General features: G+C 72.7%; 26 protein-coding genes and 1 pseudogene. 12 read left to right on the top strand and 15 right to left on the bottom strand.

The features are described from left to right. Positions 1–62: 62 nt before the first annotated feature. From AB0H64_RS05920 to AB0H64_RS05910, 3 genes and pseudogenes are all read right to left on the bottom strand, one after another. Positions 63–1,406: pseudogene (locus tag AB0H64_RS05920) on the bottom strand (MFS transporter). Positions 1,407–1,448: 42 nt separating this feature from the next. Then, positions 1,449–2,330, bottom strand: a complete 882-nt coding sequence (locus AB0H64_RS05915) for a polysaccharide deacetylase (protein ID WP_357620544.1) — start codon at positions 2,328–2,330, stop codon at positions 1,449–1,451. 2 nt (positions 2,331–2,332) lie between these two features. Continuing rightward, entirely contained in the window at positions 2,333–3,370 is a 1,038-nt protein-coding gene (locus tag AB0H64_RS05910; protein ID WP_357620542.1) for an asparaginase, read from the bottom strand. 209 nt (positions 3,371–3,579) lie between these two features. Here AB0H64_RS05910 and AB0H64_RS05905 point away from each other — a divergent pair, with 209 nt between their 5' ends. Further along, a complete protein-coding gene (locus tag AB0H64_RS05905; protein ID WP_357620540.1) occupies positions 3,580–4,599 on the top strand; it encodes a substrate-binding domain-containing protein in 1,020 nt (339 codons plus the stop codon). Here AB0H64_RS05905 and AB0H64_RS05900 read toward each other — a convergent pair. After that, the gene (locus AB0H64_RS05900; RefSeq protein WP_357620538.1) at positions 4,596–5,939 is read right to left on the bottom strand and encodes a 6-phospho-beta-glucosidase; all 1,344 of its coding nucleotides are present in this window, start codon (positions 5,937–5,939) and stop codon (positions 4,596–4,598) included. The genes AB0H64_RS05905 and AB0H64_RS05900 overlap by 4 nt on opposite strands. A 49-nt stretch (positions 5,940–5,988) precedes the next feature. Further along, positions 5,989–6,747: a DeoR/GlpR family DNA-binding transcription regulator gene (locus AB0H64_RS05895; RefSeq protein WP_357620536.1), complete on the bottom strand. Its 759-nt coding sequence runs from the start codon at positions 6,745–6,747 to the stop codon at positions 5,989–5,991. 132 nt (positions 6,748–6,879) lie between these two features. Here AB0H64_RS05895 and AB0H64_RS05890 point away from each other — a divergent pair, with 132 nt between their 5' ends. The 7 genes from AB0H64_RS05890 to AB0H64_RS05860 all read left to right on the top strand — a co-directional run bounded on the left by AB0H64_RS05890 (position 6,880) and on the right by AB0H64_RS05860 (position 15,789). Further along, positions 6,880–8,070 carry a carbohydrate kinase family protein gene (locus AB0H64_RS05890; RefSeq protein WP_357620534.1) on the top strand — a complete coding sequence of 397 codons (1,191 nt, stop codon included), beginning with the start codon at positions 6,880–6,882 and terminating at the stop codon, positions 8,068–8,070. Positions 8,071–8,074: 4 nt separating this feature from the next. Beyond that, positions 8,075–9,487 (top strand): extracellular solute-binding protein, encoded by a 1,413-nt coding sequence (locus AB0H64_RS05885; RefSeq protein WP_357620532.1) that lies wholly within the window; start codon positions 8,075–8,077, stop codon positions 9,485–9,487. Next, the gene (locus AB0H64_RS05880) at positions 9,484–10,380 is read left to right on the top strand and encodes a sugar ABC transporter permease (protein WP_357620530.1); all 897 of its coding nucleotides are present in this window, start codon (positions 9,484–9,486) and stop codon (positions 10,378–10,380) included. Before AB0H64_RS05885 ends, AB0H64_RS05880 begins: the two co-directional genes overlap by 4 nt. Next, positions 10,377–11,192 (top strand): carbohydrate ABC transporter permease, encoded by an 816-nt coding sequence (locus tag AB0H64_RS05875; protein ID WP_357620528.1) that lies wholly within the window; start codon positions 10,377–10,379, stop codon positions 11,190–11,192. The genes AB0H64_RS05880 and AB0H64_RS05875 overlap by 4 nt, the downstream gene beginning before the upstream one ends. Before the next feature lie 17 nt (positions 11,193–11,209). Then, positions 11,210–13,933, top strand: a complete 2,724-nt coding sequence (locus tag AB0H64_RS05870; RefSeq protein ID WP_357620526.1) for a sugar-binding protein — start codon at positions 11,210–11,212, stop codon at positions 13,931–13,933. Between the two features lie 147 nt (positions 13,934–14,080). Beyond that, positions 14,081–14,836 carry an IclR family transcriptional regulator gene (locus AB0H64_RS05865; RefSeq protein WP_357620524.1) on the top strand — a complete coding sequence of 252 codons (756 nt, stop codon included), beginning with the start codon at positions 14,081–14,083 and terminating at the stop codon, positions 14,834–14,836. Beyond that, on the top strand, positions 14,833–15,789 hold the full coding sequence (locus tag AB0H64_RS05860) for a sugar kinase (protein WP_357620522.1): 957 nt from the start codon (positions 14,833–14,835) through the stop codon (positions 15,787–15,789). Before AB0H64_RS05865 ends, AB0H64_RS05860 begins: the two co-directional genes overlap by 4 nt. Before the next feature lie 37 nt (positions 15,790–15,826). Here AB0H64_RS05860 and AB0H64_RS05855 read toward each other — a convergent pair whose 3' ends face one another. From AB0H64_RS05855 to AB0H64_RS05830, 6 genes are all read right to left on the bottom strand, one after another. Then, positions 15,827–16,798: a slipin family protein gene (locus AB0H64_RS05855; RefSeq protein WP_357620520.1), complete on the bottom strand. Its 972-nt coding sequence runs from the start codon at positions 16,796–16,798 to the stop codon at positions 15,827–15,829. Positions 16,799–16,883: 85 nt separating this feature from the next. After that, complete coding sequence (locus tag AB0H64_RS05850) at positions 16,884–17,402, bottom strand: DUF4232 domain-containing protein (RefSeq protein WP_357620518.1); 519 nt, start codon at positions 17,400–17,402, stop codon at positions 16,884–16,886. Between the two features lie 100 nt (positions 17,403–17,502). After that, positions 17,503–17,664 carry a hypothetical protein gene (locus AB0H64_RS05845; RefSeq protein WP_357620516.1) on the bottom strand — a complete coding sequence of 54 codons (162 nt, stop codon included), beginning with the start codon at positions 17,662–17,664 and terminating at the stop codon, positions 17,503–17,505. A gap of 64 nt (positions 17,665–17,728) precedes the next feature. Further along, positions 17,729–18,235 carry a hypothetical protein gene (locus AB0H64_RS05840; RefSeq protein ID WP_357620514.1) on the bottom strand — a complete coding sequence of 169 codons (507 nt, stop codon included), beginning with the start codon at positions 18,233–18,235 and terminating at the stop codon, positions 17,729–17,731. A 322-nt stretch (positions 18,236–18,557) separates the two neighbouring features. Next, a complete protein-coding gene (locus AB0H64_RS05835) occupies positions 18,558–18,971 on the bottom strand; it encodes a type II toxin-antitoxin system VapC family toxin (RefSeq protein WP_357620512.1) in 414 nt (137 codons plus the stop codon). Continuing rightward, positions 18,968–19,192: a hypothetical protein gene (locus tag AB0H64_RS05830; RefSeq protein WP_357620510.1), complete on the bottom strand. Its 225-nt coding sequence runs from the start codon at positions 19,190–19,192 to the stop codon at positions 18,968–18,970. The genes AB0H64_RS05835 and AB0H64_RS05830 overlap by 4 nt, the downstream gene beginning before the upstream one ends. 25 nt (positions 19,193–19,217) lie before the next feature. On the opposite strand from AB0H64_RS05830, the gene AB0H64_RS05825 reads away from it, so the two are divergent. Beyond that, a complete protein-coding gene (locus AB0H64_RS05825) occupies positions 19,218–20,063 on the top strand; it encodes a LysR family transcriptional regulator (protein WP_357620508.1) in 846 nt (281 codons plus the stop codon). A 22-nt stretch (positions 20,064–20,085) separates the two neighbouring features. Here the strand turns inward: AB0H64_RS05825 and AB0H64_RS05820 are convergent, their stop codons facing one another. From AB0H64_RS05820 to AB0H64_RS05810, 3 genes are all read right to left on the bottom strand, one after another. After that, a complete protein-coding gene (locus AB0H64_RS05820) occupies positions 20,086–20,829 on the bottom strand; it encodes an ABC transporter permease (protein WP_357620506.1) in 744 nt (247 codons plus the stop codon). Positions 20,830–20,834: 5 nt separating this feature from the next. Further along, on the bottom strand, positions 20,835–21,311 hold the full coding sequence (locus AB0H64_RS05815) for a VOC family protein (protein ID WP_357620504.1): 477 nt from the start codon (positions 21,309–21,311) through the stop codon (positions 20,835–20,837). Positions 21,312–21,439: 128 nt separating this feature from the next. Then, positions 21,440–22,132, bottom strand: coding sequence for a TetR/AcrR family transcriptional regulator (locus tag AB0H64_RS05810; RefSeq protein WP_357620502.1), 693 nt, complete (start codon positions 22,130–22,132; stop codon positions 21,440–21,442). A gap of 66 nt (positions 22,133–22,198) precedes the next feature. Between AB0H64_RS05810 and AB0H64_RS05805 the strand changes: the two genes are divergently transcribed. Continuing rightward, on the top strand, positions 22,199–23,167 hold the full coding sequence (locus AB0H64_RS05805; RefSeq protein ID WP_357620500.1) for an LLM class flavin-dependent oxidoreductase: 969 nt from the start codon (positions 22,199–22,201) through the stop codon (positions 23,165–23,167). A gap of 101 nt (positions 23,168–23,268) precedes the next feature. Here the strand turns inward: AB0H64_RS05805 and AB0H64_RS05800 are convergent, their stop codons facing one another. After that, entirely contained in the window at positions 23,269–23,847 is a 579-nt protein-coding gene (locus AB0H64_RS05800; protein ID WP_357620498.1) for a YdeI/OmpD-associated family protein, read from the bottom strand. Between the two features lie 210 nt (positions 23,848–24,057). Between AB0H64_RS05800 and AB0H64_RS05795 the strand changes: the two genes are divergently transcribed. Both AB0H64_RS05795 and AB0H64_RS05790 read left to right on the top strand, forming a co-directional pair. Continuing rightward, complete coding sequence (locus tag AB0H64_RS05795) at positions 24,058–24,435, top strand: YbaB/EbfC family nucleoid-associated protein (protein WP_357620496.1); 378 nt, start codon at positions 24,058–24,060, stop codon at positions 24,433–24,435. Further along, complete coding sequence (locus tag AB0H64_RS05790; RefSeq protein WP_357620494.1) at positions 24,432–24,770, top strand: hypothetical protein; 339 nt, start codon at positions 24,432–24,434, stop codon at positions 24,768–24,770. The genes AB0H64_RS05795 and AB0H64_RS05790 overlap by 4 nt, the downstream gene beginning before the upstream one ends. Positions 24,771–24,789: the final 19 nt, after the last annotated feature.

The raw sequence follows: 24,789 nt of genomic DNA, 5'->3' as shown, positions 1-24,789 counted from the left end.
GAGATGAGCCCGGGTCCGACACGGGCGACGGCCCGGGCGTGATGGACACGGACCCGGTCGGGTCACTGGGAGAGTGCGGGGACCTTGCGGGCGCCGAACATCACGAAGCCCGACACGAACGTTCCCAGGGCGCCGACGACCAGGGCGCCGTGGTTCCAGTCGGAGCCCGCGACGAGCATCGCCGTGATGATCGCGCCCGCGGCGATGGCGCCCGGCTGGCTGATGGCGTTGATGAACGAGGTGCCCGTGGCGCGGCAGCGGGTCTCGTAGCACTCGCCCATGTAGAAGAGCATCGCCGAGTACGGCCCGACCAGGAAGAACATGCCGAGCGAGTAGAGCGCGACCACGGCGAGCGTGCCCTGCGCGACGAGCAGCATGAGCGCGAACAGCACCCCGGAGACCATCCAGCCGAACGCGATGACGTCGCGCCGCCCGAACCGGTCCCCCGCCCAGCCGTGGAAGACGTACCCGAGGTAGCCGACCGCGTTGATCACGATGAACATGAGCAGCGAGTTGGTGAACCCGACACTCTTGCCCTGGGTGAGCACGGTCGTGCCGAGCACGCTGAACACCTGGATGCCGAACCAGTTGACGAACCAGGCGAAGCCGAGGACGAGCGTGTTGCGCAGCGCCGGCCCGCGGAAGATCTCCATGAACGGGGCCGCCTGGCTCTCCGGGACGCCGTACTCCTCGGCCAGGGCCGCCGCCTCCCGCGCCTGCCCCTCCTTGCGCAGCCGGTCGATGCGCTGCTGGAGCTCGAACTGGGGCGTCTCGCGCAGGCCGCGCCGCAGCAGCGCGATGACGACGGCGGGGAACGTCGCCAGCAGGAAGCAGCCGCGCCAGCCGACCAGCGGCAGGAACACCGCGATGAACGCCGCCGCGAGCAGCGTGCCGAGCGGTCAGCCGCCCTGGACGAGGCTGTAGATGAGACCGCGCCGCTTCTTGACCTTCTCGTCCTCGGTCACGGCGTAGATCTCGTTGAGGTACGTCGCGTTGACCGACTGCTCCGCGAGCCCGAGGCCGCCGATGGAGCGCACCCCGACCAGGTACGCGGCGTTCATCGTGGCGGCCGAGACGGCCGAGGCGAGCGCCGTTCCCGACACCGTGATGATCATGCCCTTGCGGCGTCCCAGCCGGTCCACCACCGGCCCCACGCCGAGGACGACGATCGCGGTGCCGACCGAGATCAGCGTGGAGTACAGCGACGCCTGCGCCGCGCTCCAGCCGAACTGGGTCGAGATCTCGGGCAGCAGCGTGCCGAACATGATGTGGTCGTAGACCGCGAAGATCCACGCGAACAGCGCGATCACGGTGGCCTTGCGCGTCTCCCGCACCCCGACGCGCGGGAGACGCCGGGTGCCGGGAGCGGTGCCGCTCCCCGGGACGTCGGATGAGGTGGTGGCCATGGCGATGTGCCCTTTCGAGGAGCGTGATGGGGGGTTCGCGCGCTATCGCCGGCGCGGGAAGCGGGTCGTGTAGTCGTCGGCGATCTCGTCGAAGGTGGCCCAGCGCACGCCCTCGTGGCCGCTGATGTACTCGATGAGGCGCTCGTGCATGAGCAGGTTCTGCGGCCGGCCCGACACGTCGGGGTGGATGGTCATGGTGAACACCGCGTAGTCGCTCTCGCGGTACACCCAGTCGAACTGGTCGCGCCACATCTCCTCGAGGTGGCGCGGGCTGACGAAGCCGTGGCTGTTGGGGCTGGCCTTGACGAACATCATGGGCGGCAGGTCGTCGAGGTACCAGTTGGCGGGGATCTCCACCAGGTCAGTCTCCTCGCCGCGCTGGAGCGGCTTCATCCACTCCGCCGCCGGCCGCGAGTAGTCGATCTTCGTCCAGCTGTCGCCCACCCGGACGTAGTAGGGGGTGAAGTCGTCGTGCATGAGCGAGTGGTCGTACTTGATGCCCCGCTCCAGCAGCAGCTCGTTGGTGACGGGCGAGAACTCCCACCAGGGCGCGACGTAGCCGGTGGGCCTGCGGCCCGCGTACCTCTCGACCAGGTCGATGCAGTGGTCGAGGATCGCGCTCTCCTGCTCCCTGCTCATCGCGATCGGGTTCTCGTGGGAGTAGCCGTGCACGCCGATCTCGTGGCCGCCGTCCACGACCATGCGGGTCTGGTCGGGGAAGGTCTCGATGGAGTGGCCGGGGATGAACCAGGTGGTGCGCAGGTCGTACTTCTCGAACAGGCGCAGCAGGCGCGGGGTGCCGACCTCCCCGGCGAACAGGCCGCGCGAGATGTCGCACGGCGAGTCCTCCCCGCCGTACGAGCCGAGCCAGCCGGCCACGGCGTCGACGTCCACGCCGTACGCGACGAGAATCTCCTTGGGCATGGTCACTTCGTCCTTTCGGTGGTGCCGGCGGGCCAGGGCCGGTCCTTGGTGGGTGTGGCGCCCGTGCGCGCCGCCAGCTCCTCGCGGACCCGGGCGGGGTCGCGATGGCAGCCGAGCAGGGCGCCGAGCAGCACGCGAGCCTGGGGCGCGCGCAGGGTGCCGGTGGGGATCGCGCCGGCCGCGACGAGGTCCGCGCCGCCGCCGTTGCCGTACAGCGCGGCGACGGGCCCGGCGTCGACCCGGGTCGACAGGGCGACGACGACGCCGGCCCCGGTGAGCCGGGCCACCTCCCGCGCGACGGCGGGGTTGGCGTTCCCCGCGCCGAGCGCCTGGAGCACGATCCCGGTGGCGCCCGCGCGGGCCGCCGCGACCAGCGCCGTGTCGTCGCAGCCCGGATAGAGGGCCACGACGTCGGTCCGGACGCCGTCGAGGTCGTACGCGTCCAGGTCGAGCGGCTCGGGCCGGACCGGCGTCAGCGTGATGTCCACCTCGCCGGCGCGCACCCGGCCGAGCGGGCCGCCGTCGGGTGCGGAGAACGCCGCCAGCGCGACCGTGTGGGTCTTGCGGGTCCCCCGGGCGGCGTGGACGACGCCGTCGAAGCAGATCAGCACGCCGAGGCCGCGCGCCGCGCCGGACGCCGCGACGGTGATCGCGTCGGCGAGGTTGCGCGGGCCGTCGCCGTCCACGGCGTCGGCCGGGCGCTGGGCTCCGGTGAAGACGACCGGCCGGGGATCGTCGTGGAAGAGGTCCGCCAGGTAGGCGGTCTCCTCCATGGCGTCGGTGCCGTGGGTGACGACGACGCCGAGCACGCGGTGGTCGGCGAGGGCCTCGCGGATGCGCAGGACGACCTCGCGCATGTCGGCCGGGGTGAACAGGTAGCTGCCGGCGCACAGCACGTCCACGCCGTCCACCTCGACGCCGGGATCGATCGGGAGCCGCCCGAGGAGGTCGCCGGCCCCGTCCTTGGCCAGGCCCACCCCTTGCGTGTCCCGGCGGGTGGCGATGGTCCCTCCCGTGGACAGGACGATGACCTTGGACACGCGACGGCCTCCTCGAAAACGCGATTGCCCAAACGTTTGGGCCAAACGTTTGGTAGCATCTGACCTGCGCCTATGTGATGTCAATAACTCAGCGTTAAAATCAAGAAAACTGCCGGCCGCCCGCCACGGCACACGAACCAGGCGAGCCAGAGTTCACCGGAGGCCGAGGGGCATTGGGTGCGAAGAAGGCACGACCGGTAACCCTGCAGATGATCGCCGACCAGCTCGGCCTGCATGTCTCCACCGTGTCACGCGTGCTGCACGCCAAGCCCGGCGAGGGGCTCCGGGCGGCGTCCAGCCCGACCGTCGAGCGGGTGCGCCGGCTCGCCGACGAGCTCGGCTACCAGCGCAACCCCCATGCCATGAGCCTGCGCACGCAGCGCAGCAACCTCATCGGCGTCCTCGTCCCCCGCCTGTCCGACATGGTCCTCGCGACCATCTACGAGGGCGTCGAGGAGGCCGCCGCCGAGCACGGCCTGTCCACGTTCGTCACCAACACCCGCGACGTCCCCGAGGTGCAGCGGGCCCGAACCGAGATGGTCCTCGGCCGCCGCGTCGACGGCCTGATCTTCGGTGACGCCCACTCCGACTCGGTGTTCCTCGACGAGGTGGCCGCGCGCGGAGTGCCGTTCGTGCTGGTCAACCGGCGGGCCGGCGGGCATCCGGCGGTGGTGTGCGACGACTACCTGGGCGGCCGGCTGGTCGCCGACCACCTGCTGGAGCAGGGCCACGAGGACGTGGCGGTCGTGGCCGGCGAGCCGTACGCCAGCACGGGCATCGACCGCACCGGCGGCTTCGCCGACCGCTTCCGCGAGGCGGGGCTGCCGATCCCCGCGCACCGGATCGTGCACTCCCGCTTCGACGCCCAGGGCGGGCGCGCGGGCACCGAGCGGCTGCTCGCGACCGGCCCCCGGCCGTCGGCCGTCTTCGTGGTCAACGACTTCGGCGCCATCGGCACGATCGGCGCCCTGCGCGACCACGGGCTGCGGGTCGGCGCCGACATCGCGGTCGTCGGGTTCAACGACACGCCGCTGGCGGCCGAGCTGCCGGTGCCGCTGACCACGGTCCGCTCCCCCATGCGGGAGATGGGCCGCCGGGGCCTGCGGCAGCTCGTCCGTGTCCTCGCGGGCGAGCAGGCCGAGAGCGAGCTGCTCCGCCCCGAGCTGATCGTCCGCGCGTCGAGCGACCCTGCGCTGTACGAGCGGCTGAAGGCCGGCACCGTCGGCTAACGGCCGTCCAGCATCTCGGCGAGCTGCGGCACGCGGGCGCGGTAGCCGTCGAGGAGCCGGCGGGCCGTCCCCACCGAGTCCACCAGCGGGTGCAGCGCGAACGCCTCGACCGCCAGCCGCGACGAGCCGGTCAGGGCGGCCTCGATGGCCGTCTGCTCCACCGCCTTCACCTGCTGGACGAGCCCCAGGAACCGGCCGGGCAGCGGCCGGGTGGCCAGCGGCCTGACCCCCGAGCCGTCCACCGCGCACGGGATCTCGACCACCGCGTCCTCCGGCAGGCCCGGCACGGCCACGCCGTTGCGCACGTTGAGGATCATCGTGGTGGGCTCGCCGCGGGCGATCGCCGCCATGAGCGCCAGCGCGATGCCCTCATACCCGCCCGCCTCCAGGTCGGCGGCGTCACGCTCGCCGGCGTCGGTGACGTCGCGGGCCTCGGCCATGTACGACTCGTCGCGCTCCCTGCGCGCCCTGGTCCACTCGGCCAGGGCCTGTCCCGGCCGCTCGCGCACCGCAGCGTAGAACCGCTCCTGCTGCTCCAGCAGGGACTCGCCGCGGGTGCGGCCCGAGGTCGCGGCGACGGCCTCGCGGGTGAAGTAGTAGTAGTACAGGTACTCGTTGGGCAGCGCGCCCAGGGTGCGCACCCAGTCGGCGCCGAAGATCCGCGCCTCCTCCACCTGCCGCAGCGCCGTGTCGTCGGCCAGCAGACCGGGCAGCACGTCACGGCCCTGGTGGGACAGGCCGCGCAGCCAGCCGAGGTGGTTGAGCCCCACGTAGTCGGGCGACACGCGGGCCGGGTCGAGCCCGAGGGCGGAGGCGGCCCGCCGGACCAGGCCGATCGGCGAGTCGCAGATGCCGACCACGCGGTCGCCGAGGACCCGGCGCATGGCCTCGGTGACCATGCCGGCCGGGTTGGTGAAGTTGATGACCCACGCGCCGGGGGCCAGGGCGGCCACCCGCTCGGCCACGCGCACCGCGACCGGGATCGTGCGCAGGCCGTAGGCGACCCCGCCGGGGCCGGTGGTCTCCTGACCGAGCAGGCCGAGGTCCAGCGCGACCCGCTCGTCGGCGGTGCGGCCGGCCAGGCCGCCGACCCGGATGGCGGAGAAGACGAAGTCGGCGTCACGCAGCGCGGTGTCGAGGTCGGTGGTGACGCGCACCAGGGGCGGGTCGTCGTGCCCGGCGGCGAGCTGCGCCAGCACGTGGCCGACGGCCTCCAGGCGCTCGGGCGACACGTCGTACAGCACCACCTCCTCCACCCGGGGCTTGGCGGTGTCGCGCAGCAGCGCGCCGTACACGAGCGGGACCCGGAAGCCCCCGCCTCCCAGAACGGCCAGTCTCATCCGATCTCCTCACGGGCTCGCGTCGTCACACCGGTCGTCACATGGCTCGTCATGCGAGCAGGATCTCGGCGCCGGCGTCCGCGCAGGCGCGCAGCGTGGACGGGTCGGCGCCCTCGTTGGTGACGAGCACGTCGACGTCATCCGGCCCGCACACCCGCAGTGCCCCCGTGCCGGGGAACTTGTGCCGGTCCACCACCAGCACCACCTGCCCGGCCGCGGCGATCATCGCGCGCTTCAGCGGCACCTCGGCGAGGGTGGTGTCCACGAGCTGGCCGTCCGCGCGGACCCCGCTCCCTCCCAGGAACACCCGGTCCGCGCACACCTGTCCGAGCGCCTCCTCGGTGAGCACGCCGACCAGCGAGTGGTACGGCCGGCGCAGCATCCCGCCGAGCAGCAGCAGCTCGACCACCGGGTCGTCGCGGAGCACGTCGAGGACGGCGAGGCTGGAGGTGACCACGGTGACGCGGCGCCCGCGCAGCCGGCAGGCCAGCCGCATCGTGGTCGTGCCGATGTCGAGCAGGACGACATCGCCGTCGCCGACAAGCGTCGCGGCGCGCGCTGCCACGGCCTCCTTGTCCTGCTCGTCGACGACGGCCACCTCGGCGAAGGGCCGGTCGGCGTCGGCGTCGGCGCCCGCCAGGGCTCCCCCGCGCACGCGCCGGAGCGTGCCGTCGCGGTCGAGCACCTCCAGGTCGCGACGGATGGTGGACGGGCTCACGCCCAGCTGCGCCGCCAGGTCACGGACGCTGGTCGCCCCCGAGAGCCGGACACGGCGCATGATCTCCGCATGCCTGAGGTGCTGGAGCACGATCGGATTCTAACAGTCAAACACGCGCATGAACGAGCATCTTCTACCATTTACTCACACGAAACACTTGATGTACGCGAGTAAACGTGCAAGATTGCGCACATCTCGGTCTGTCGAGGAGGTCTCATACCCGTGTCTGCCCAGGCGTACGACCCTCTCGCCGATCAGCGGAGCCCAGGGGCCCCGCAGTTCGACGTCTTCCTAGCGGGCACCGTCTTCCTCGACATCGTGTTCACCGGCCTGCCCGCGATGCCCGCCGCCGGCACCGAGACGTGGGCCGAGGGCATGGGCTCGTGTCCGGGAGGCATCGCCAACCTCGCCATCGCCACCAGCCGGCTGGGCCTGCGCACGTCGCTGGCCGCCGCGTTCGGCGACGACGACTACGGTGACTTCTGCTGGCGCACGCTCGCCGAGCAGGAGGCGGTGGACCTGTCCAAGTCGCGGCGGTTCGAGCACTGGCACACGCCGGTGACCGTCTCCATGGCCGTCGACCGCGACCGGAGCATGGTGACCCACGGCCATCCCGCGCCCATGTCGGCCTCCGACATGATCGGCAAGCCGCCCCGGTCGCGGGCCGTGATCGCGACGCTCTCCGCCGAGGAGCCGCTCGGCGCGCCGCCCGGCGCCACGTGCAACTGGGCCGACCTGGCCCATCGCGAGGGCGCCCTGATCTTCGCCGACGTGGGCTGGGACCCGTCGGGCGCCTGGCCGCGGTCGCTGCTGGACCAGCTCTCGGTCTGCCACGCCTTCATGCCGAACGCGGTCGAGGCGATGGCCTACACCGGCACCGACAACCCGCGCGACGCTCTGTACGCCATCGCCGACAAGGTGCCGCTGGCCGTCGTCACGGACGGCGCGAACGGGGCCATGGCCATCGACTCGACGACCGGCGAGGAGGCGTACGTGCCCGCCCCCCGGGTGCGGGCCCTCGACCCGACCGGCGCCGGCGACGTCTTCGGCGCCGGCATCGTGCTCGGCACCCTGCGCGGGTGGCCGCTGGCCGACCGGCTGGCGTTCGCCGGGGTGTGCGCCGCGCTGGCCGTCCAGCAGTTCGGCGGGTCGCTGGCCGCGCCGGGCTGGGGCGACATCGCGGACTGGTGGCACGGGGTGCGGGGCGCGGCCGGGAGCGGCGGCGCCTACGGCGACTCGCTGGCCCGCCGGTACGCCTTCCTGGACCGGCTCGTGCCGGCCGTCCCGGTGGGCGCGGTGCGCCGGGCCGCCGCCACGATTGCCCGGCACGCCGACCTGGAGAAGCCCGCTCCGGAGGCGCCCACCGAGCCCGACGTACCGGCCGCGCCGCGCGTGCCCGTTCAGAAGGAGTAGCACCATGATCACCCCGACGCGTGAGGGCCGGACGCGAGGCCACCGCGCTCCGCGGAGGCGGGGCGCGCTCGCCGCGCTCGCGGCCGGTGTCCTGGCCCTCGCCGCCACCGCGTGCGCGCCCGGCTCCTCGGCCCCGCCCGCGCCGACCCCCGACCAGCCGGCTCCCTCGGCCGTGCGCACCGACGCCGGGTCCCTGGGCGATGTGACGCTCACCGTCTGGGACCAGGAGGTGCGCGGCGGGCAGGCCGCCCAGATGAAGCAGCTCAACGCCGCGTTCGAGGCCAAGTACCCCAACATCAAGCTGAAGCGGGTGTCCCGCTCGTTCGACGACCTCAACACCACGCTGCGCCTGGCGCTGAGCGGCAACGAGCCGCCCGACGTGGTGGAGGCCAACAACGGCCGCTCGTCGATGGGCCAGTTCGTCAAGGCCGGCCAGCTCCTGCCGCTGGACTCCTACGCCGACGCGTACGGCTGGAAGAGCCGCTACCCCGAGTCGGTGCTGCGCTACTCCCGCTACAGCGCCGACGGCAAGGTGTTCGGCGAGGGCAACCTGTACGGCCTGCCCCAGGTCGGCGAGGTCGTCGGCGTCTTCTACAACCGCGCCAAGCTGACCAAGCTCGGCCTGGAACCGCCGAAGACGTGGGCCGACCTCCAGACGGCGCTGGCCAAGGCCAAGACCGCCGGCGAGGTGCCCATGCAGCTCGGCAACCTCGACAAGTGGCCGGCCATCCACGTGTTCGGCACCGTGCAGGGCCGCCACGTCCCGGCGGACCAGATCGCCACGCTGGCCTTCGGCCGCAAGGGCGCCTCGTGGACCACGCCGGAGAACGTCAAGGCCGCCGAGGAGCTGGTCGGCTGGGTGAACCAGGGCTACTTCGAGAAGGGCTTCAACGGCCAGGGCTACGACCCGGCCTGGCAGGCGTTCGGCAAGGGGCAGGGCGTCTTCCTGGTCGCCGGCACCTGGCTGCTGGCCGACCTGGAGAAGGCCCTCGGCAAGGACCTCGGCTTCATGCTGCCGCCCGGCGCCACGCCGGACGCGCCGCCCGTGGCGACCGGCGGCACCGGCCTGCCGTTCGCGATCACCGCCAAGAGCCCCCATCCGGACGCCGCCGCGGCCTACGTCGACTTCATCACCAACGCCGGCGCCATGAAGGTGCTCGCCTCCACCGGTAACCTGCCGGTCGCCGACACCGGGCAGCAGAGCGTCGAGGCCGGGCCCCAGCAGGACGTCTTCACCGCGTTCGGCACCGCCACCAAGGAGAACGGGCTCGTGCCGTACCTCGACTACGCCACCCCCACCTTCGCCGACACCCTCGGCGCGGCGCTGCAGGACCTGCTCGCCAAGAAGGTCACGCCGAAGGAGTTCCTCGACACGCTGGAGAAGGACTACAAGACCTTCGCGGAGAGCAACGGGTGAGCAGGCGGGTGAGCATGGGCCGGCCTCCGGGAGAGCCCAGGCGCATCGCCTACCTGTACCTGCTGCCGGCGTTCGCCGTCTACGCGGTGTTCCTGCTCTACCCCATCGGCCGCGCGGTGCAGATCTCCCTGTACGACTGGGACGGTCTCACCCTCGGCCGGTGGGCGGGCCTGGACAACTACACCGCGATCCTCTCGGACGAGCGGCTGCGGGCCGGGTTCGGCCACGCGCTGGTGCTGATCGTGTTCTACGCGGTGATCCCGCTGGCCATCGGGCTGACGCTGGCCGCGATCCTCAACCACGCCAAGGTGCGCGGGCTCGGGTTCTTCCGGACCGTGGTGTTCCTGCCGCAGGTGGTGGCCATGGTCGTGGTGGCCGTCGCCTGGCGGCGGGTGTACGCGCCGGACGGCACGCTGAACGCGGTGCTCGGCGCGCTCGGCCTGGAGGGGCTCACGCGGGGCTGGCTGGGCGACCACACGTTCGCGCTGCCGGCCGTCGGCGTGGTGGGCACGTGGTTCGAGACGGGGCTGGTGACCGTGCTGCTGCTGGCCGGGATGAGCCGCGTGCCGATGGAGCTGTACGAGGCGGCGCGGCTGGACGGGGCCGGCGCGGTCAGGGAGTTCTTCGCGGTCACGCTGCCGTCGGTGCGCGGGGAGATCGCCGTCGCGCTGACGCTGACGGTGATCGCCGCGCTGCGGACCTTCGACCTGGTGTACGTCACCACGCGCGGCGGGCCCGGCGACTCGACGTCGGTGCCGTCGTTCGAGGTCTACCACCGGGCTTTCGGGCTCGGCCAGGTCGGCTCGGCCGCCGCGATCGGCGTGACGCTGACCGTGGTCATCTTCGCGATCTCCTTCGCGGTCAACCGGCTGGCCGACAGGGGGACGTCGTGATCTCGCGTACCGAGCGGGTGGCGAACTACGTCATCCTGTGGGCGTTCGCCGCGTTCGCGCTGTTCCCCGTCGTGACGATCCTCGGCGCCGCGCTCGGCCCGGACGACGCGGGCCCGGCCGGGCAGGGGTTCGGCCCGCACCTGGGCAACTTCACGGCGGCCTGGGAGGCCGGCCGGTTCGGCACGTACCTGCGCAGCAGCCTCGCCGTGTCGTCGTTCGTCGTGGTGGTCAGCGTGGTGCTGTCGATCATGAGCGGGTACGCGTTCGGCACCATGCGCTTCCGCGGCCACACCGTGCTGTTCTACCTGTTCATGCTCGGGATCATGATGCCGAGCGAGGCCATCGCGGTGCCGCTCTACTTCGACCTGCGCACGCTCGGCCTCATCGACACGTTCTGGTCGGTGGCGCTGCCGCAGGTGGCGCTGTCGGTGGCGTTCGGCACGTTCTGGATGCGGGCCTACTTCCGGGCGAGCAGCAGGGCGATCGCCGAGGCCGCCCGCATCGACGGCGCCTCGACGTGGCGCACGCTGTGGCAGGTGCTGGTGCCGCCGGCCCGGCCCGCCATCGTCACCTTGACCGTGCTGGTCTTCATGTGGACGTGGAACGAGTTCCTCATCCCGTTGATCATGGTGACCAGCGAGTCGCTGCGGACGGCCCCGCTGGGCCTCGCCTTCTTCCAGGGCCAGTACACCTCGGGCTTCACCCTCCTCGCGGCCGGATCGGTCATCGTGGCCACGCCGGTCGTGGTGTTCTACCTGTTCCTGCAGCGTCACTTCGTTCGCGGGCTGCTCCAGGGGGCGGTCCGCGAGTAACCCACCCGGAGGTCCCTTTGCGCAGACCCTCGCCACCCCCCTCACCTCGCCGATGGGCGGTCCTCACCGCCGCGGCGGCGCTCGTCCTCGCGCTCGCCCCCGCCCCTCCCGCGTCGGCCGGCCCGGCCCCGGCCACGACCGGCCCAGGGACGGCGGCGGACCTCGACGTGCTGTTCGTCGGCGCCCACCCCGACGACGAGGCGTTCAGCCTCTCGACGCTCGGCCAGTGGAACGAGGACCACCACGTGCGCACCGGCGTCGTCACCGTCACCCGGGGCGAGGGCGGCGGCAACGCCGTCGGCCCCGAGGAGGGACCGGCGCTCGGCCTGATCCGCGAGGCCGAGGAGCGCACGGCCGTCGGCGGGGCCGGGGTCCGCGACGTGTTCAACCTCGACGACGTCGACTTCTACTACACGGTCAGCGCCCCGCTCACCGCCCGGATCTGGGGCGACGACACGCTGGAGAAGGTCGTCCGGATCGTCCGGCAGACCCGCCCCGAGATCCTGCTGACCATGGACCCCGCGCCCTCCCCCGGCAACCACGGCAACCACCAGCAGGCCGCGCGCCTGGCCGTGCAGGCGTTCTACGCGGCGGCCGACCCCAGGGCGTACCCGGAGCAGATCACCCGCGAGGGGCTGCGGCCGTACGCGCCCGCCCGGGTGCTCCTCGGCGGCGGGCGCGGCACGTCGCGCACCGGCCCCGACTGCGCCGCCACCTTCCGCCCCGCCAACCCGGCGCAGAACGTCTACGGCGTGTGGAGCGGACGCCCCTCCGCGAGCCACGGCGGCCGGACGTGGGCCGCGATCGAGCGCGACGCCCAGCGCGCGTACGCCTCGCAGGGCTGGGCCGTCTTCCCCGACGTGCCCTCCGACCCGGCCCAGCTCGGCTGCGACTTCTTCACCCAGGCGGACGCGCGGGTGCCGTTCCCCGAGCCCGGCACTGCCGCCGCCGCGGCGCCCACCGCGATCCTCGACGGCGCGCTGGTGCGGGCGAGCGGCGCCGTGCCGCTCGGCACGCTGCTCGACCTGCGGCCCGGCACGTTCGACGTCCGCCCCGGCGCGGCGTTCACCGTCAAGGTCACCGCGACGGCGCCGCCGCGCGAGCCGCTGGGCCGCTCCACCGTGGCGCTGCGCGTGCCCGACGGCTGGAAGGCCGACGGCTCCGGCGACCTGGGCCGGCTCACGCCGGGACGCACCGGCACGGCGACGTTCACCGTGACCCCGCCGAAGGGCGCGGCCCCCGGTGACCGGGCGCGGCTCGCCGCGACGCTCACGACCGAGCGGGGCACCGGCCACACCGACCGGCAGGTCGAGGTGAGCCCGGCCGTGCGCGGCGTCCAGCAGCTCCTGCCGCAGGTCGGCCAGTACGAGAAGTGGGCCGCCGAGGTCGGCGTGCCGCAGCTTCGCGGCCTGGTCACCCCGGTTCTCACGCTCCCGTCCGGCGGGTCGCGCCAGGTCGGCGTCGTCGTCACCAACGTCAGCGACGCGGCGCAGTCCGGCACCGTGCGCCTGGACCTGCCCGCGGGCTTCACCGCCGACCGGGTGGAGGCGCCCTACAGCGGGCTGGCCGCCGGGGCGTCGGCGACGGTCACGTTCACGGTCACCAACACGGACACCTCGCTGAAGACGTCCAACGACGGCGGTGACCACGCCTACACGATCACCACGACCAGCTCCGACGGCTCCAGCGTGACCAGGCCGGCCCTGGAGCTCGTCCCCGCGACGGCCATTCCGCGGGCCGCCTCGGCGCCCGCCGTGGACGGCGCGGAGGGCGACGGCGAGTACACCGGCGAGGCCCTGGACATCTCCCGCCTCTGGGAGGGCACCGCGTGCTCGTCGGCGGCCGACTGCTCCGGCACGGCCAAGGTCGCCTGGCACGACGACACCCTCCACCTGCTCGTGCAGGTCAAGGACGACGTGCTCGGCACCCGGCTGGCCGCCTCCGACTGCAAGCGGCACTGGCGCACCGACGCGGTCGAGGTGACGGTCGACCCGCGCGGCACCTCCGAGAACACCTCCACGACGTTCAAGACGGCGGTGCTGCCGGTGACGGCCGAGGGGCCGCCGTGCGCGCTGCGCGACGCCGACAACCACCAGGGGCCGGCCACGGGCGTGCGGATCGCGTCCAAGGTGTCGTCCGGCGCGTACGCCGTGGAGCTGGCCATCCCGATGGAGCAGCTGCCGGGCGCGGTGGACCCCGCCCACCTCGGGCTGAACATCCTCGTGTACGACTCCGACACCCAGGACAAGACCGGCCAGACGCGCATCGGCTGGTCGACGTGGGGCGGCGTGCAGGGTGACCCGTACCGGTGGGGCGTCGCGACGCTGCCCGGCTACCAGCCGCCGGCGGGACGGCCCACGACGCCGCCCGACCCGGTGATCCCGGCCACCGGCCTGTCGAGCCTGGACTCGCCGCAGTCACTGGAGCAGGCGGCCCGGCTCGGGCTGCCACTGGCGGGCGGCCCGGCGGCGAAGGCGTCCGAGAGCGGCCGGGTGACCGGCGCCACCAGAGGCCAGAACGCGGTGAAGGTGACGCTGCGGGCCGGCGGCGCCGGTGAGGCGCACCTGTTCGTCCGCGACGCCCAGGGCACGGCGGGCACCCGGGTCGTCAAGGTCGGCGGGAAGGGCGTCACGACCGTGAGCGTGCCGCTGACGCGGGCGCTCGGCGCCGATCCGGCCGTGGTGGCCGGCTGGCTGGCCCCGGGCGGCGGCACCGCCGCCTCGCGGGTGGCCGTGCGCTGACGGTCCGGGAACGCCGAGGGGATCGCGGAAGTCCTCCGCGATCCCCTCCGTCGTCGCCCGCCCGGCTCCGCCCGCTCCGGGTTGTGCCATGCAGAACGATGTGCTGCACACTGGATCGCCCCCGACCGTGAACCGTAGGGTGGCGACGTGCCAGAGCGGAACCAGTCGACGTCGCTCCGACGCGCGCTGGACGTGCTCGACCACGTACGCGAGCACAGCGGCCTGACCCTGACCCAGCTCGCCGAGGGCGTGGGCCTGTCCAAGAGCACCGTGCTGCGGCTCACCGTGCCGCTCGTCGAGGCGCGGCTGCTCGAACGCGACCGCAGGAGCGGCGCCTACCGGCTCGGCCACGGCACCCTGCGTCTCGGCCAGGCGTACCTCGCCACACTCGACCTGCGCGCGGTGGCCGCCGAGGAGTCGCACCGGCTGATGAGCGAGGTGCGGGAGACGGTCCACCTGGTCGTGCACGACCCGCCGCACGTCGTCTACATCGACAAGGTGGAGAACGAGACGAACGTCCGCATGGCCTCGCGCATCGGCAGCCGCGGCTCTGTCCACTGCACGGCCGTGGGCAAGGCGCTCCTGGCGTTCCAGCCCGGCGACCCGGTCGAGGGCCTGGAGCTGGAGAGCCGTACCCGGCACACCATCACCGACCCCGAACGGCTGCGCGGGGAGCTGGCCGGCATCAGGCGGCGCGGCTACGCGGTGGACGACCGCGAGAACGAGCCCGAGGTGCGCTGCGTCGGCGCGCCGATCTTCAACCACACCGGCGCCGTGGTGGCCGCCCTCTCGGTCTCCGGGCTCACCTCGCGCATCACCGCGGCACGGGTGCGCGCGCTGGGGCAGCAGGTGGCCGCCGCGGCGGCGCGGATCTCCGGAAAGCTGGGTGCGACCCCTCGATGACCTTCCCCCTCACGGATCTGGTGACCCTCGGCGAGACCATGGCGCTGTTCGCCGCCCGCCGTACCGGGCCGCTGCGCTTCGCCCGTGACTTCGACCTCGGGGTGGGCGGCGCGGAGTCCAACGTCGCGATCGGCGTCTCCCGCCTCGGCCACCGCGCGACCTGGGTGGGCCGGGTCGGCGCGGACGAGTTCGGCGACCTGATCCGCTCCACGCTGCTGGGCGAGGGCGTGGACGCCCGCGCCATCACCGACCACGGCGCGCCGACCGGTCTGATGATCAAGGGCAGGCGCACCGCCGAGCTCGTGGACGTGCGCTACTACCGCGCAGGGAGCGCCGGCTCCCGCCTGTCGCCCGGCGACCTCGACCCGGACCTCGTCGGCGGCGCCCGTGTCCTGCACGTGTCCGCGATCACGCCCGCGCTGTCCGGCTCCGCCCGCGAGGCCGTCCGGCACGCGATGGCGCTGGCGCGCTCGGCGGGTGCGCTCGTGTCGCTCGACGTCAACTACCGGGCGGCGCTCTGGTCGCCCGCCGAGGCCGGGGCGTGGCTGCGGGAGACGGTCGCGGACGTGGACGTGCTGTTCGCCACCGGGCCCGAGGGCCGACTGATCGCCGACATCGAGCACCCGGTCGAGCTGGCCCGCGCCCTCGCCGCCCTCGGCCCCCGGCACGTGCTGGTCAAGGCGGGCGCGGAGGGCGCCCTGGAGCTGTCCGACGGCGTGGTGCGGCACGCGGAGCCGTACCGGGTGACGGAGGTGGACCCGGTCGGGGCCGGTGACGCGTTCGCGGCGGGCTGGCTGGCCGGCTGGCTGTCGGGCCACGACCCCGAGGAGCGGCTGCGCACGGCCTGCGCGGCGGGCGCGTTCGCGGTCACCTCGCAGGGCGACTGGGAGAGCCTGCCCCGCCCCTCCGACCTGCACCTCCTCCAGCGGCGCACGGACGGCGTCAGCCGGTAGGGGGCTGCGTCAGCCGTTCCCCCCGGGTGACGAGCCCTCAGGCCCCCGGCCGCCTGGAGTTGGACAGAGCCGCGGCGTCCCCCGCGTGCTCCTCGCGGGGCTGCGGCGTGGACAGCTCGGGCACGGCGCCCTCCGTCAGCGCGGGCGGCTCCTCCCCCTGCGGCACCTCCGCCTGCCCGCTCTCGTCCGGCAGCCCCTCGTCCCGTGGCGCCTCGACCTGGGGCGCCTCCATCTGGGGCGCCGCGGCCCCGCCCGCCGGCACGGCGCGGTCGAAGAAGCGCAGCAGCTCCACCGGCAGCGGCATGATCAGGGTGGAGTTCTTCTCGGCGGCGACCTCCACGACGGTCTGCAGCAGGCGCAGCTGCAACGCGCCGGGCGTCTTCGACATGATCTCGGAGGCGTCGGCGAGCTTCTGGGAGGCCCGCAGCTCCCCGTCCGCCACGATCACCCGGGAGCGCCGCTCGCGCTCGGCCTCCGCCTGGCGCGACATGGAGCGCTTCATGGTCTCCGGAAGCTGGACGTCCTTGATCTCGACCCGGTCGATGTGGATGCCCCACCCCAGCGCCGGGCTGTCGATCATCAGGGCGAGGCCCCTGTTCAGCTCCTCACGGTTGGTGAGCAGGTCGTCCAGCTCGCTCTTGCCGATGATCGAGCGCAGCGACGTCTGCGCCACCTGCTCCACCGCGTACAGGTAGTTCTGGACCTCGATGGAGGCCCGCAGCGGATCCTGGACCCTGAAGTAGGCGACCGCGTCGACGCGGACGGAGACGTTGTCGCGGGTGATGCCCTCCTGCGTGGGGACGGGCATCGTGACGATCTGGACGTTGACCTTCTTCATCCGTTCCGCGAACGGGATGAGCACTCTCAGTCCGGGCTCCCGGACCTCCTTCTGTGCCCGGCCGAAGCGGAAGACGATGCCCCGTTCGATCTGGTTGACGACCCGAACGCTGCTGAGCGCCACCACGACGACGAAGAAGGCGATCACGATGAGAATGATGTTGATGTCCATGACGGCATCCCTTCCATGTCGAGCCTAGGCCCAGAAGGACCGACATGGGAGGGAGCGCCCCACGTCACCGGAGACCGGCCGACCGTCAGCCCACCGGGGTCACGTCGATCCCGCCGCACACCGGACCTCCCGGGAGGCGGACGGTCACGCCGGGCCCTCCGCCCGGGGGCGTCGCGCGCAGCCCGGCCGGGCTGACGCATCCCGGCTCCACGACCGTCCAGTGCAGGACGGAGCGCACGCTCGCGCCCGGCTCCAGGGTCGCGGCCTCGCCCGGGCCCTCCAGGTTCCGCACCCTCACCGGCAGGTGGCCGCCGTCCGCGTCGAGCAGGGCGATGCCCGGATGGCCGGACAGGACGCAGGTGGCGCCGGACACGTTGGTGAAGGTCAGGGGGGCGTACCGGCTGCCCGCCCCGGCGTCCACCCGGCCGAGCCGTACCCGGAGGCCGCCGGAGGAGCAGCCGCCCGCGCCGGCCGGGCGCCCGGTGGTGGACGACCTGGGGCTGGACGGCGCTGCGGCGGAGGACGCGGGGCGTGTCTGGGTGCAGGCGGTGCCCGCCGTCAGCAGCAGGCCGCCGATGATCCCGGCAATTCCCAGCTTCCTCATCAACACCACTTATGCCCACCCAGAGACCACCCAACTCCGCCAATCAGTCACGTAAGTGCAGCTAACGGGCATCGTCTCGCGTCCACGCACAGGCGGCTGCTCAGGCTCGTCGCGGAGCCCCCGGGCCGCGGTTGAACCAGACCGCGACCACCCCGCACAGCACGGCCGCCAGCAGGAGCGAGAGCGCGGAGCCGGTCACCGTTCCCAGGCCGGCGAAGGCACCCATGAGGGCGACCCCGAGCGTGGCGCCCGTCTGGCGCACGGCGTTGAGCAGCCCTCCGGCGGCCCCGGCCGTTCCCTCGGGCGCGGCGGCGAGACGGCGGCCGTCATGCGAGCAGCGCCAGCCCCGCCAGGATCGGCGGGCGGGGGCCGACACGGGCGACGATCCGGCCGGTCAGCGGCGGGTTGACCGCGAACGGCAGCGTGAGCGGCAGGAACGCCAGGCCACTGGCCACCGCGCTGAGGTGACGACCCTGCTGGAGCAGCAACGGCAGGACGAAGAGGCTGCCGTTCAGGGTGAAGCTCACCGCCGCCCCGGCGGCCAGCCCGGCCCGTACGCCGCCGCTGGCCAGGAGCGGCCGGTTGAGGACGGGGGCGTCGCTGCGCCGTTCCAGGACCGCGAACGCGCGGGCGACGAGCGCCGTGGCGACGGCGGAGACGGCCGCGTGCGCCCAGGACCGCGAGCCCGCGGCGATGAGCGCGTCGGTCAGCAGCGCGAGCACCGCGCAGGCGGCGAGCTGGGCCGGCCAGTCGATCCGCCGCTCGCCGCGCGGGCACGCCAGGCCCCGCCCGGCGGTCAGCGCGAGCACCAGCAGGCCGATCGGCACGTTCACCAGGAAGATCGCCCGCTACCCGGCCAGGTCGCAGCAGCAGCGCGCCGAAGACCACGGTGTAGCCGGTGGTCGCCCACTGCAGACCGGCGATGGAGGTGCGCAGCGAGACGGCCAGGTCCGGCTCGGCGACCGAGAGCACGGTCATGTCGAGGAGCAGCATGAAGTAGCCGAGCGACACACCGAGCAGCGCCGCCGCATGCCCGCGACCCGGCGGGGCTGCGACGATGGAGGAGGAAGTCATGCGCCCCACTGTCCGGCCCGGCCCCGCCTGCCCTCCACCGGCGGTGCCGAAGCCCGCGTTCGGAATCTCCGAACGCTCCGGCTACACCAGGGGCGGCGGGTAGCGGTGGATCTCGGCTCGGTGACCCGTCGAACCGGCGAACTTGGCGTCGTCGGTGAGCAGCGGCACGCCCAGCGTCTCCGCGAGCGCCACGTACATACCGTCGTAGGCGGTGAGATTGTCACGCAGATCCAGCACGCGTGACTGGAGTGGCCGCATCGGATGGCGGACGATCCTGAGCTCGGCGTACCGCTCGAGCATGACGCGTCCACGCGCCTCGGAGATGCGCACCTCCGGCTTGCTGGTGATCACATGTCCACGCACCGCCGACGCGACCTCGACGTCGATCAACGCCGGCGCGTGCAGCGTGCGGGACAGACGCTGACGGAGGAGATCGTCGCCTTTCACGTTCGCCAGCAGGCGGAACACGATCGAGGCGTCGACGACCAGGCTCACCCGCGTCCCTCGCGCATCGTCTCCCGCACGAAGTCCGGGTCGTAGGGCACCGGCTCGTCGGCGGCGATCCTGGCCATCACCTCGTCCGGCGTCGGCGTGGCCGCTTCCTGGTTCAGGATGTCACGGAGGTAGGCCGTCAGTGACTTGCCCACGCGCTCGGCCCGCGTTTTGAGGGTCCGCTCGGTCTCCTCCGGGACATCACGGATCTGAATGACTCCCATGCCACCATGTTAGCATGCATTCTGCATGCAGAAGTTCCTCGGAATGCCGCAGCACGCCCTCGGCCTGGCCCCGTCCAGCGTCTCCGAGCAGATCCGCGTCCTGGAGAAGTCCCTCGGCGTGACGCTGTTCGACCGGACGCCGAAGGGGATGCTCCTGACCGGGGCCGGGCGGCGGCTGCAGGGCTGGGCACGGCACCTGCTCGACCAGGCCGAGCAGGCGCGCCGGGACGTGGCCGAGCGGCCGGAGGACGTCCGGCTCGGCGCGCTGGAGACGATCGTCGCCGCGTGCGTGCCGCGGGTGCTGGGCAGGCTGGCCGAGCGCCGTCCGGGGCTGCGGGTCGAGGTGCGTCCCAGTGTGAGCCGCGACGACCTTCTCGCCGACGTGACGTCCGGGCGGCTGGAGGCGGCGCTGTTCCTCGACACGGGCGAGGCGCTGGGCGATCTCGGGTTCGCCCCGCCGCCCGCGCCGCTGACCTTCCTGGACGTCGACTCCGTTCCCCTCGTCCTGGTCGCCGCTCCCGGCCATCCGCTGCTCGAACGCTCCCGGCTGTCCCCGGACGACCTGTCCGGCGAACGGCTCCTGGTGAACGCGCCGGCGTGCTCGTTCCTCATGGCCGCCGACTGGCTCATCGGCCCCGGGCCGGAACGGCTCCTGGTGGGCGGGGTGCCGGTGATGCGCGCCTGGGCCGAGCAGGGCCTGGGGGTCGCGCTGCTGCCGGACTTCGCGGTGTCCGCCGCGCTCGCGGCCGGCACGCTCGCCCGGCTGCCGTTCCCGGCGCCGGATCTGGAGCTTCGGCTCGTCTGGCACGCCGACCGCGTGCACCTCCCCGGGCTCCGCGGCGTCCTCTACGCGGCCGGCGCCCCGGGCTGAGCGCGGGTCCTGGACGGCGGTCTCAGCGGCCGAACCCGCCGCGCGCCACCACCTCGACGGTCACCACGGTCGCCACCGCCTCTGCGGCCAGCAGCGCCACCAGCACCACGAGCTGCACGATCCCGGCCTGTACGGGACTCGCCCCGCCCAGCAGCATGCCCACGAACGCGCCCGGAAGCGTGACCAGCCCCACGGTCCGCGTCTGGTCCAGGGCGGGCACCAGCGCCTGGGCGGCCGCCGGGCGGCAGATCTCCAGCGCCGCCTCCCTCGTGCCGAACCCCAGCGACAGGGCCGCCTCCACCTCTCCCCTGCGCTGGACCAGCTCGTCCATGGCACGCCGCCCGGCCAGCGTGGTGGCGGTCAGGCAGCCGCCGAGCAGGATCCCGGCGAGCGGGATGATCACGATCCCGGTCGTGGTGATCACCCGGCCGGCGGCCAGGACGCCCAGCACCGGCACGGTGCCCGCCGCGATGGGCACCGCCGCCCACCACCCGGCCCGGCCGGGGGTGATGCGCCGGCCCGCGGTGAACACGGCGACCCCGTACATGAGCAGGATGAAGCCCGCCACCGCGGCGGAGAAGGCGACCACCCAGGCGATCACCGCGGACACCGCGCCGAGCTGCGCGGCCGCGCGCAGGCAGGCGGTGACGACGGCGCGTCCGTGACCGAGCCGGCCCAGCCAGGCCACCAGCGTCGCCAGCACGACGAGGACGAGCAGCGCCACCGGCAGGAGCGGGGTGACGGTGATCAGCGATGAGGAGCGCACGACATTCAGTCTGTCGGAGAGGGCGCCTCGGTGCCGAAGCCGTCGAGCGAGCGGCGCTCCTCAAGGCCCATCGTCTCCTGGAACACCGTGATGTGCAGCCCGGCGGGGGCGTCGAGGCGCGCGTTCAGGGACTGCCACGGGGTCAGGGTGGGCGGCGCGACCTGCTCGGCGCCGGCCTCCACCAGCCGGTCCGTGGTGGCCTGGGCGTCGTCGACCTCGAACGCGACCCGGATTCTGGGCGCCACCTGGCGGCCCACCTCGACCTCGTCGATGAACTCCTTCTGGGCCGGGTTCGCGATCTCAAGGGTGGCGCGACCGGCGTCGAGGATCGCGACCCGGGCGTCCCCGTCGTTGGAGAACGCCGCCTGCTCGGGCAGCCCCAGCACGTCCCGGTAGAACGCCAGCGCGGCCTCGTAGTCCTCGGCCTCGACGACGAGGCGCAGCTGGCGGACGGGGGACGGCTTGTCCTCGGCTGTGGTCATGGGAGACTCCTGGTCTTCACGTGCTTCATGTGTCGTCCAGAGACAACCGCCGCGACGCCTGAGCCGTTCCCGTCATGCGGGTCCACGGTGCTCGGCCCTGTCCACCGTGCCGGATCACGGGCGGGCGGCTACCCGAGGGGCTCTGAGGTCCGGCCCGTTTCCAGACCGTTGAGCATGAGGGCGATCCCTCTGCGGAACCGTTCGTCGAGCGTGCGTGCCGTCAGTTCGTCGGCGACCGCCGTAAGGTGGGGAAAGTCCTCGGGCGGCAGCGCCTTCAGCTCCCGGTGCACCTGGTCGAGGGCCTGATCGGGGTCGGTCCCCGCTGCCTCGGCGGCGTTCATCGGCCGCAGCTCCTGCAGGACGAATCCGCTGACATAGCTGGTGAGCAGATAGGCGACCTGGGCGCTCTCGGCACGTCCGAGTCCGGTCGAGCGCAGGGTGGCGAGCAGGTTCTCCAGGGCGCGCAGCGTGTTGGGACCCAGCACCCAGCGTCCCGCCAGGATCCGCGCGGCGTCGCGATGGCGGAGCAACACCCCGCGGTAATCCAGCAGCAACGCCTCCACGCGCTCGCGCCACGGCAGACGGGGGTCCGGCGGGCGGACCTCACCGAGCAGGTCGTCGGCCAGCAGGTCCAGCAGGGCTTCCTTGCTGCGGACATGCCAATAGAGAGAGGAGACGTCCACATCCAGGCGCGCGGCCACGCGTCGCATGCTCAGCGTGTCGAGCCCCTGTTCGCCGAGCAGTTCGCGGGCAGCCGCGACCACCGCCGCAGCGGTCAGCTCGGAACCGGGCGCAGGCCGACCGCGCCGTGATGTGACCAATTCATCTCCTCTTGGTCTAAAGTACGAGCATACAAAACCAACACTGTTGGATTCAGGAGGGAACCGATGTTCGACACCCGTTTCGGCCTGCTCATCCCCCAGCGCGGTGCTCTCTTCGGTGTGGACTCGCTCCGAGGCCTGCTCGACCTTGGCGCGATGGCCGAACAGAGTGGCTGGTTCAGCTCTGTCTGGGTGGGCGACAGCCTCACCGCCCAGCCGCGCCCCGAGGCGCTCTCCCTGCTGGGCGCGCTGTCCGCGACCACCCAGCACGTACGGCTCGGCACTTCCTGCATGGCCAGTTTCGCCCTCCGCGATCCCGTGGTGCTCGCCTACCAGTGGGCCACCCTCGACCAGTTGTCGGGCGGGCGCATGGTCCTGGGCGCGTGTACCGGGCTGATCTCCGATGGAGTGAGCCGCCGGGAAGGGGAGCACTGGGGCGTACCAGACAAGGAGCGCGGCCCACGACTGGAGGAGAACATCACCCTGTGCCGCGAGCTCTGGACAGGAGAACCGGTCTACTTCGACGGGAGGTTCCGCTCCTATCAGGGGGTCAGCGTGTACCCGACTCCGGCGCAGGATCCGTGTCCGATCTTCATCGCCGCCAACCCCTGGGACCCCCGTTTCGCCGAGCGCGTCCTTCGCCGCGTCGCCACGCTGGGGGACGGGTGGATGAGCGCGAACAGCTGGCCAGGCCTGTTCGAAGGGCTCTGGCCCCGGCTGCGCGACCATCTGAAGCAGGAAGGACGCGATCCCGACACCTTCCCGGTGGCCCTCCTGCACAACGTCAACATCGGCGACTCCCGGGACGACTGCCTGGCCGAGACCGCCCGCTTCATCGCCGAGCACGAGGACGACGACGAGGTCGCCACTCCCATGCTCGAAGCGTGGACCGCAGCCGGATCGCCCCAGCGATGCGCGACCGATCTGCGGGCTCTGCTCGCCAAGGGCGCTACCCACCTCATCTTGCGCCTGGCGTCATGGGATCAGCGCGCCCAACTCCGGCGGCTGGTGGATGACGTGCTGCCCCTCGTGTGAATCGGGCCGTGAAAGCCGGCCGGCCGACCTTCATGCCTGATCCCCGAGCCACGGCCGTTGCCGCTGCCGCGAGCAGCCAGGAGGGGCCTGCATGATTCTCGTCAGCGCACCTTCTCGCCCGCCGCGAGCGTGGCGACCATTCTGCGCAGGCGGGCCGCCCGCGTCCCGGGCGTCCTCGCCGTCATGAGCCGCAGGATGACCGTGTACCGGTCCGTCTTGCCGAGGGTGTCGAAGAAGGTCCTGGCCCGCTCGTCGCCCTCCAGCGCCTCGGTCAGATCTTCGGGGACGGTGACGTTCCTCGGCGACTCGTACGCCGCGTCCCACCGCCCGTCCGCCTGGGCCGCCAGCACCGCCGCCAGGCCCGCCGGACGCATGCGGCCCTCGGCGACGAGCTCCCCGACCTTGGCGACGTTCACCTTCGACCACACGCTCCTGGGCCGGCGCGGCGAGAACCGCTGCAGGTAGGACGCCTCGTCGCACGATCGGGTGTGGCTGTCGATCCAGCCGTAGCAGAGGGCGACGTCCAGCGCGTCGCCACGCGTCACGGACACCGTGCCCGACCCCTTCTTCGCGATCTTCAGCCAGACGTCGGCCGCCGACCCGTGATGCTCGGCCAGCCACGCCTCCCACTCGGTGGCGCTCCGGAACGTCATGACGCCGGCGACGGGTCCTTGGGGCATCTGGGTGTTCCCTTCTCTGCTCGGGGCGGCGGCGTCCTGCCGTGCACAGGGAACGCTACGAGGCATTGCGGAACGCTGGTTTCCTCAAAAGAAGATGATCTCCTTGGTCATCCAGTACTTGATCATTTGTGGCCCGGTGGTCACCCGCAGGTCACCTGAGCTCATTACGTTGCCCTCACCTTTGTGCCGACGCGAGAGGCGGATTCGCCCGTGGGGGAGCCCTTTCAGCTGATGCTCGACGAGCTGACCGCGGAGTACGAGCAGCAGCTGAGTCGCGTCCGGGACGCCTACGGCAGGCTGGCCGAGCTGGAGGCCACCGCGCAGTCGGGCGACGGGATGGTCACGGTCAGAGTGGGACCACGCGGAGAGGTGCGGGCCATCGAGCTGAACCCCCGGGTCTACCGCAAGCTGTCTCCCTCGGAGCTCTCCCACGAGATCATGACGCAGATCGAGCAGGCCACCGCCTCCGTGACGGCGAGCTCGAAGGAGCTGATGGGCCCGCTGGTCCCTGACGACGTCCCGGTCGAGGAGCTGCTCGGCGAGGGGGCCGCTCTCGCCCTCCACCCACCCCGGCCGGGCCGGACATGAGCCGGGACGGTTACTCCGTCGCCTGGGAGGCGTTACGGCGTCAGAGCTCGGTCGTCAGGGACCACCGTGATCAGGTGGCGGAGGCCGCGCGGACGCTCCGGCAGGCGTTCGACAGGGATCGCGCCACCCTGGGCGACGACGCGTACGGAGCGGAGCTGGCCGGGCGACTCCCCGGGATCGAGAAGGGGATCTTCGCCTCCTTCGACGCGTACATCGCCGAGCTCGACGGCACGGATGAGGGCTTGGGCACGTCCGCGAACACGTACGACGCGGCCGAGCACGCCGCGTTGTCGAGGCGCGGCCGCGAGGACGATCCCTACTCTCGGACGATCTGACGGCGGTCGCGGGTGGAGT

The organism is Nonomuraea sp. NPDC050733 (assembly GCF_040654215.1).
Taxonomy (GTDB): Bacteria; Actinomycetota; Actinomycetes; order Streptosporangiales; family Streptosporangiaceae; genus Nonomuraea.
Note: the sequence above shows the minus strand (reverse complement) of the source record. Positions and strands in the feature narration are given on the sequence as shown.

Bases quoted from the DNA above. Each gene is read 5' to 3' on its own strand.
- AB0H64_RS05900 (WP_357620538.1), bottom strand. From the start codon at position 5,939: ATGAGACTGGCCGTTCTGGGAGGCGGGGGCTTCCGGGTCCCGCTCGTG.
- AB0H64_RS05825 (WP_357620508.1), top strand. From the start codon at position 19,218: ATGCAGAAGTTCCTCGGAATGCCGCAGCACGCCCTCGGCCTGGCCCCG.
- AB0H64_RS05800 (WP_357620498.1), bottom strand. From the start codon at position 23,847: ATGCCCCAAGGACCCGTCGCCGGCGTCATGACGTTCCGGAGCGCCACC.
- AB0H64_RS05915 (WP_357620544.1), bottom strand. From the start codon at position 2,330: ATGCCCAAGGAGATTCTCGTCGCGTACGGCGTGGACGTCGACGCCGTG.
- AB0H64_RS05850 (WP_357620518.1), bottom strand. From the start codon at position 17,402: ATGAGGAAGCTGGGAATTGCCGGGATCATCGGCGGCCTGCTGCTGACG.
- AB0H64_RS05860 (WP_357620522.1), top strand. From the start codon at position 14,833: ATGACCTTCCCCCTCACGGATCTGGTGACCCTCGGCGAGACCATGGCG.
- AB0H64_RS05885 (WP_357620532.1), top strand. From the start codon at position 8,075: ATGATCACCCCGACGCGTGAGGGCCGGACGCGAGGCCACCGCGCTCCG.
- AB0H64_RS05805 (WP_357620500.1), top strand. From the start codon at position 22,199: ATGTTCGACACCCGTTTCGGCCTGCTCATCCCCCAGCGCGGTGCTCTC.
- AB0H64_RS05855 (WP_357620520.1), bottom strand. From the start codon at position 16,798: ATGGACATCAACATCATTCTCATCGTGATCGCCTTCTTCGTCGTCGTG.
- AB0H64_RS05790 (WP_357620494.1), top strand. From the start codon at position 24,432: ATGAGCCGGGACGGTTACTCCGTCGCCTGGGAGGCGTTACGGCGTCAG.
- AB0H64_RS05815 (WP_357620504.1), bottom strand. From the start codon at position 21,311: ATGACCACAGCCGAGGACAAGCCGTCCCCCGTCCGCCAGCTGCGCCTC.
- AB0H64_RS05905 (WP_357620540.1), top strand. From the start codon at position 3,580: ATGATCGCCGACCAGCTCGGCCTGCATGTCTCCACCGTGTCACGCGTG.
- AB0H64_RS05830 (WP_357620510.1), bottom strand. From the start codon at position 19,192: ATGGGAGTCATTCAGATCCGTGATGTCCCGGAGGAGACCGAGCGGACC.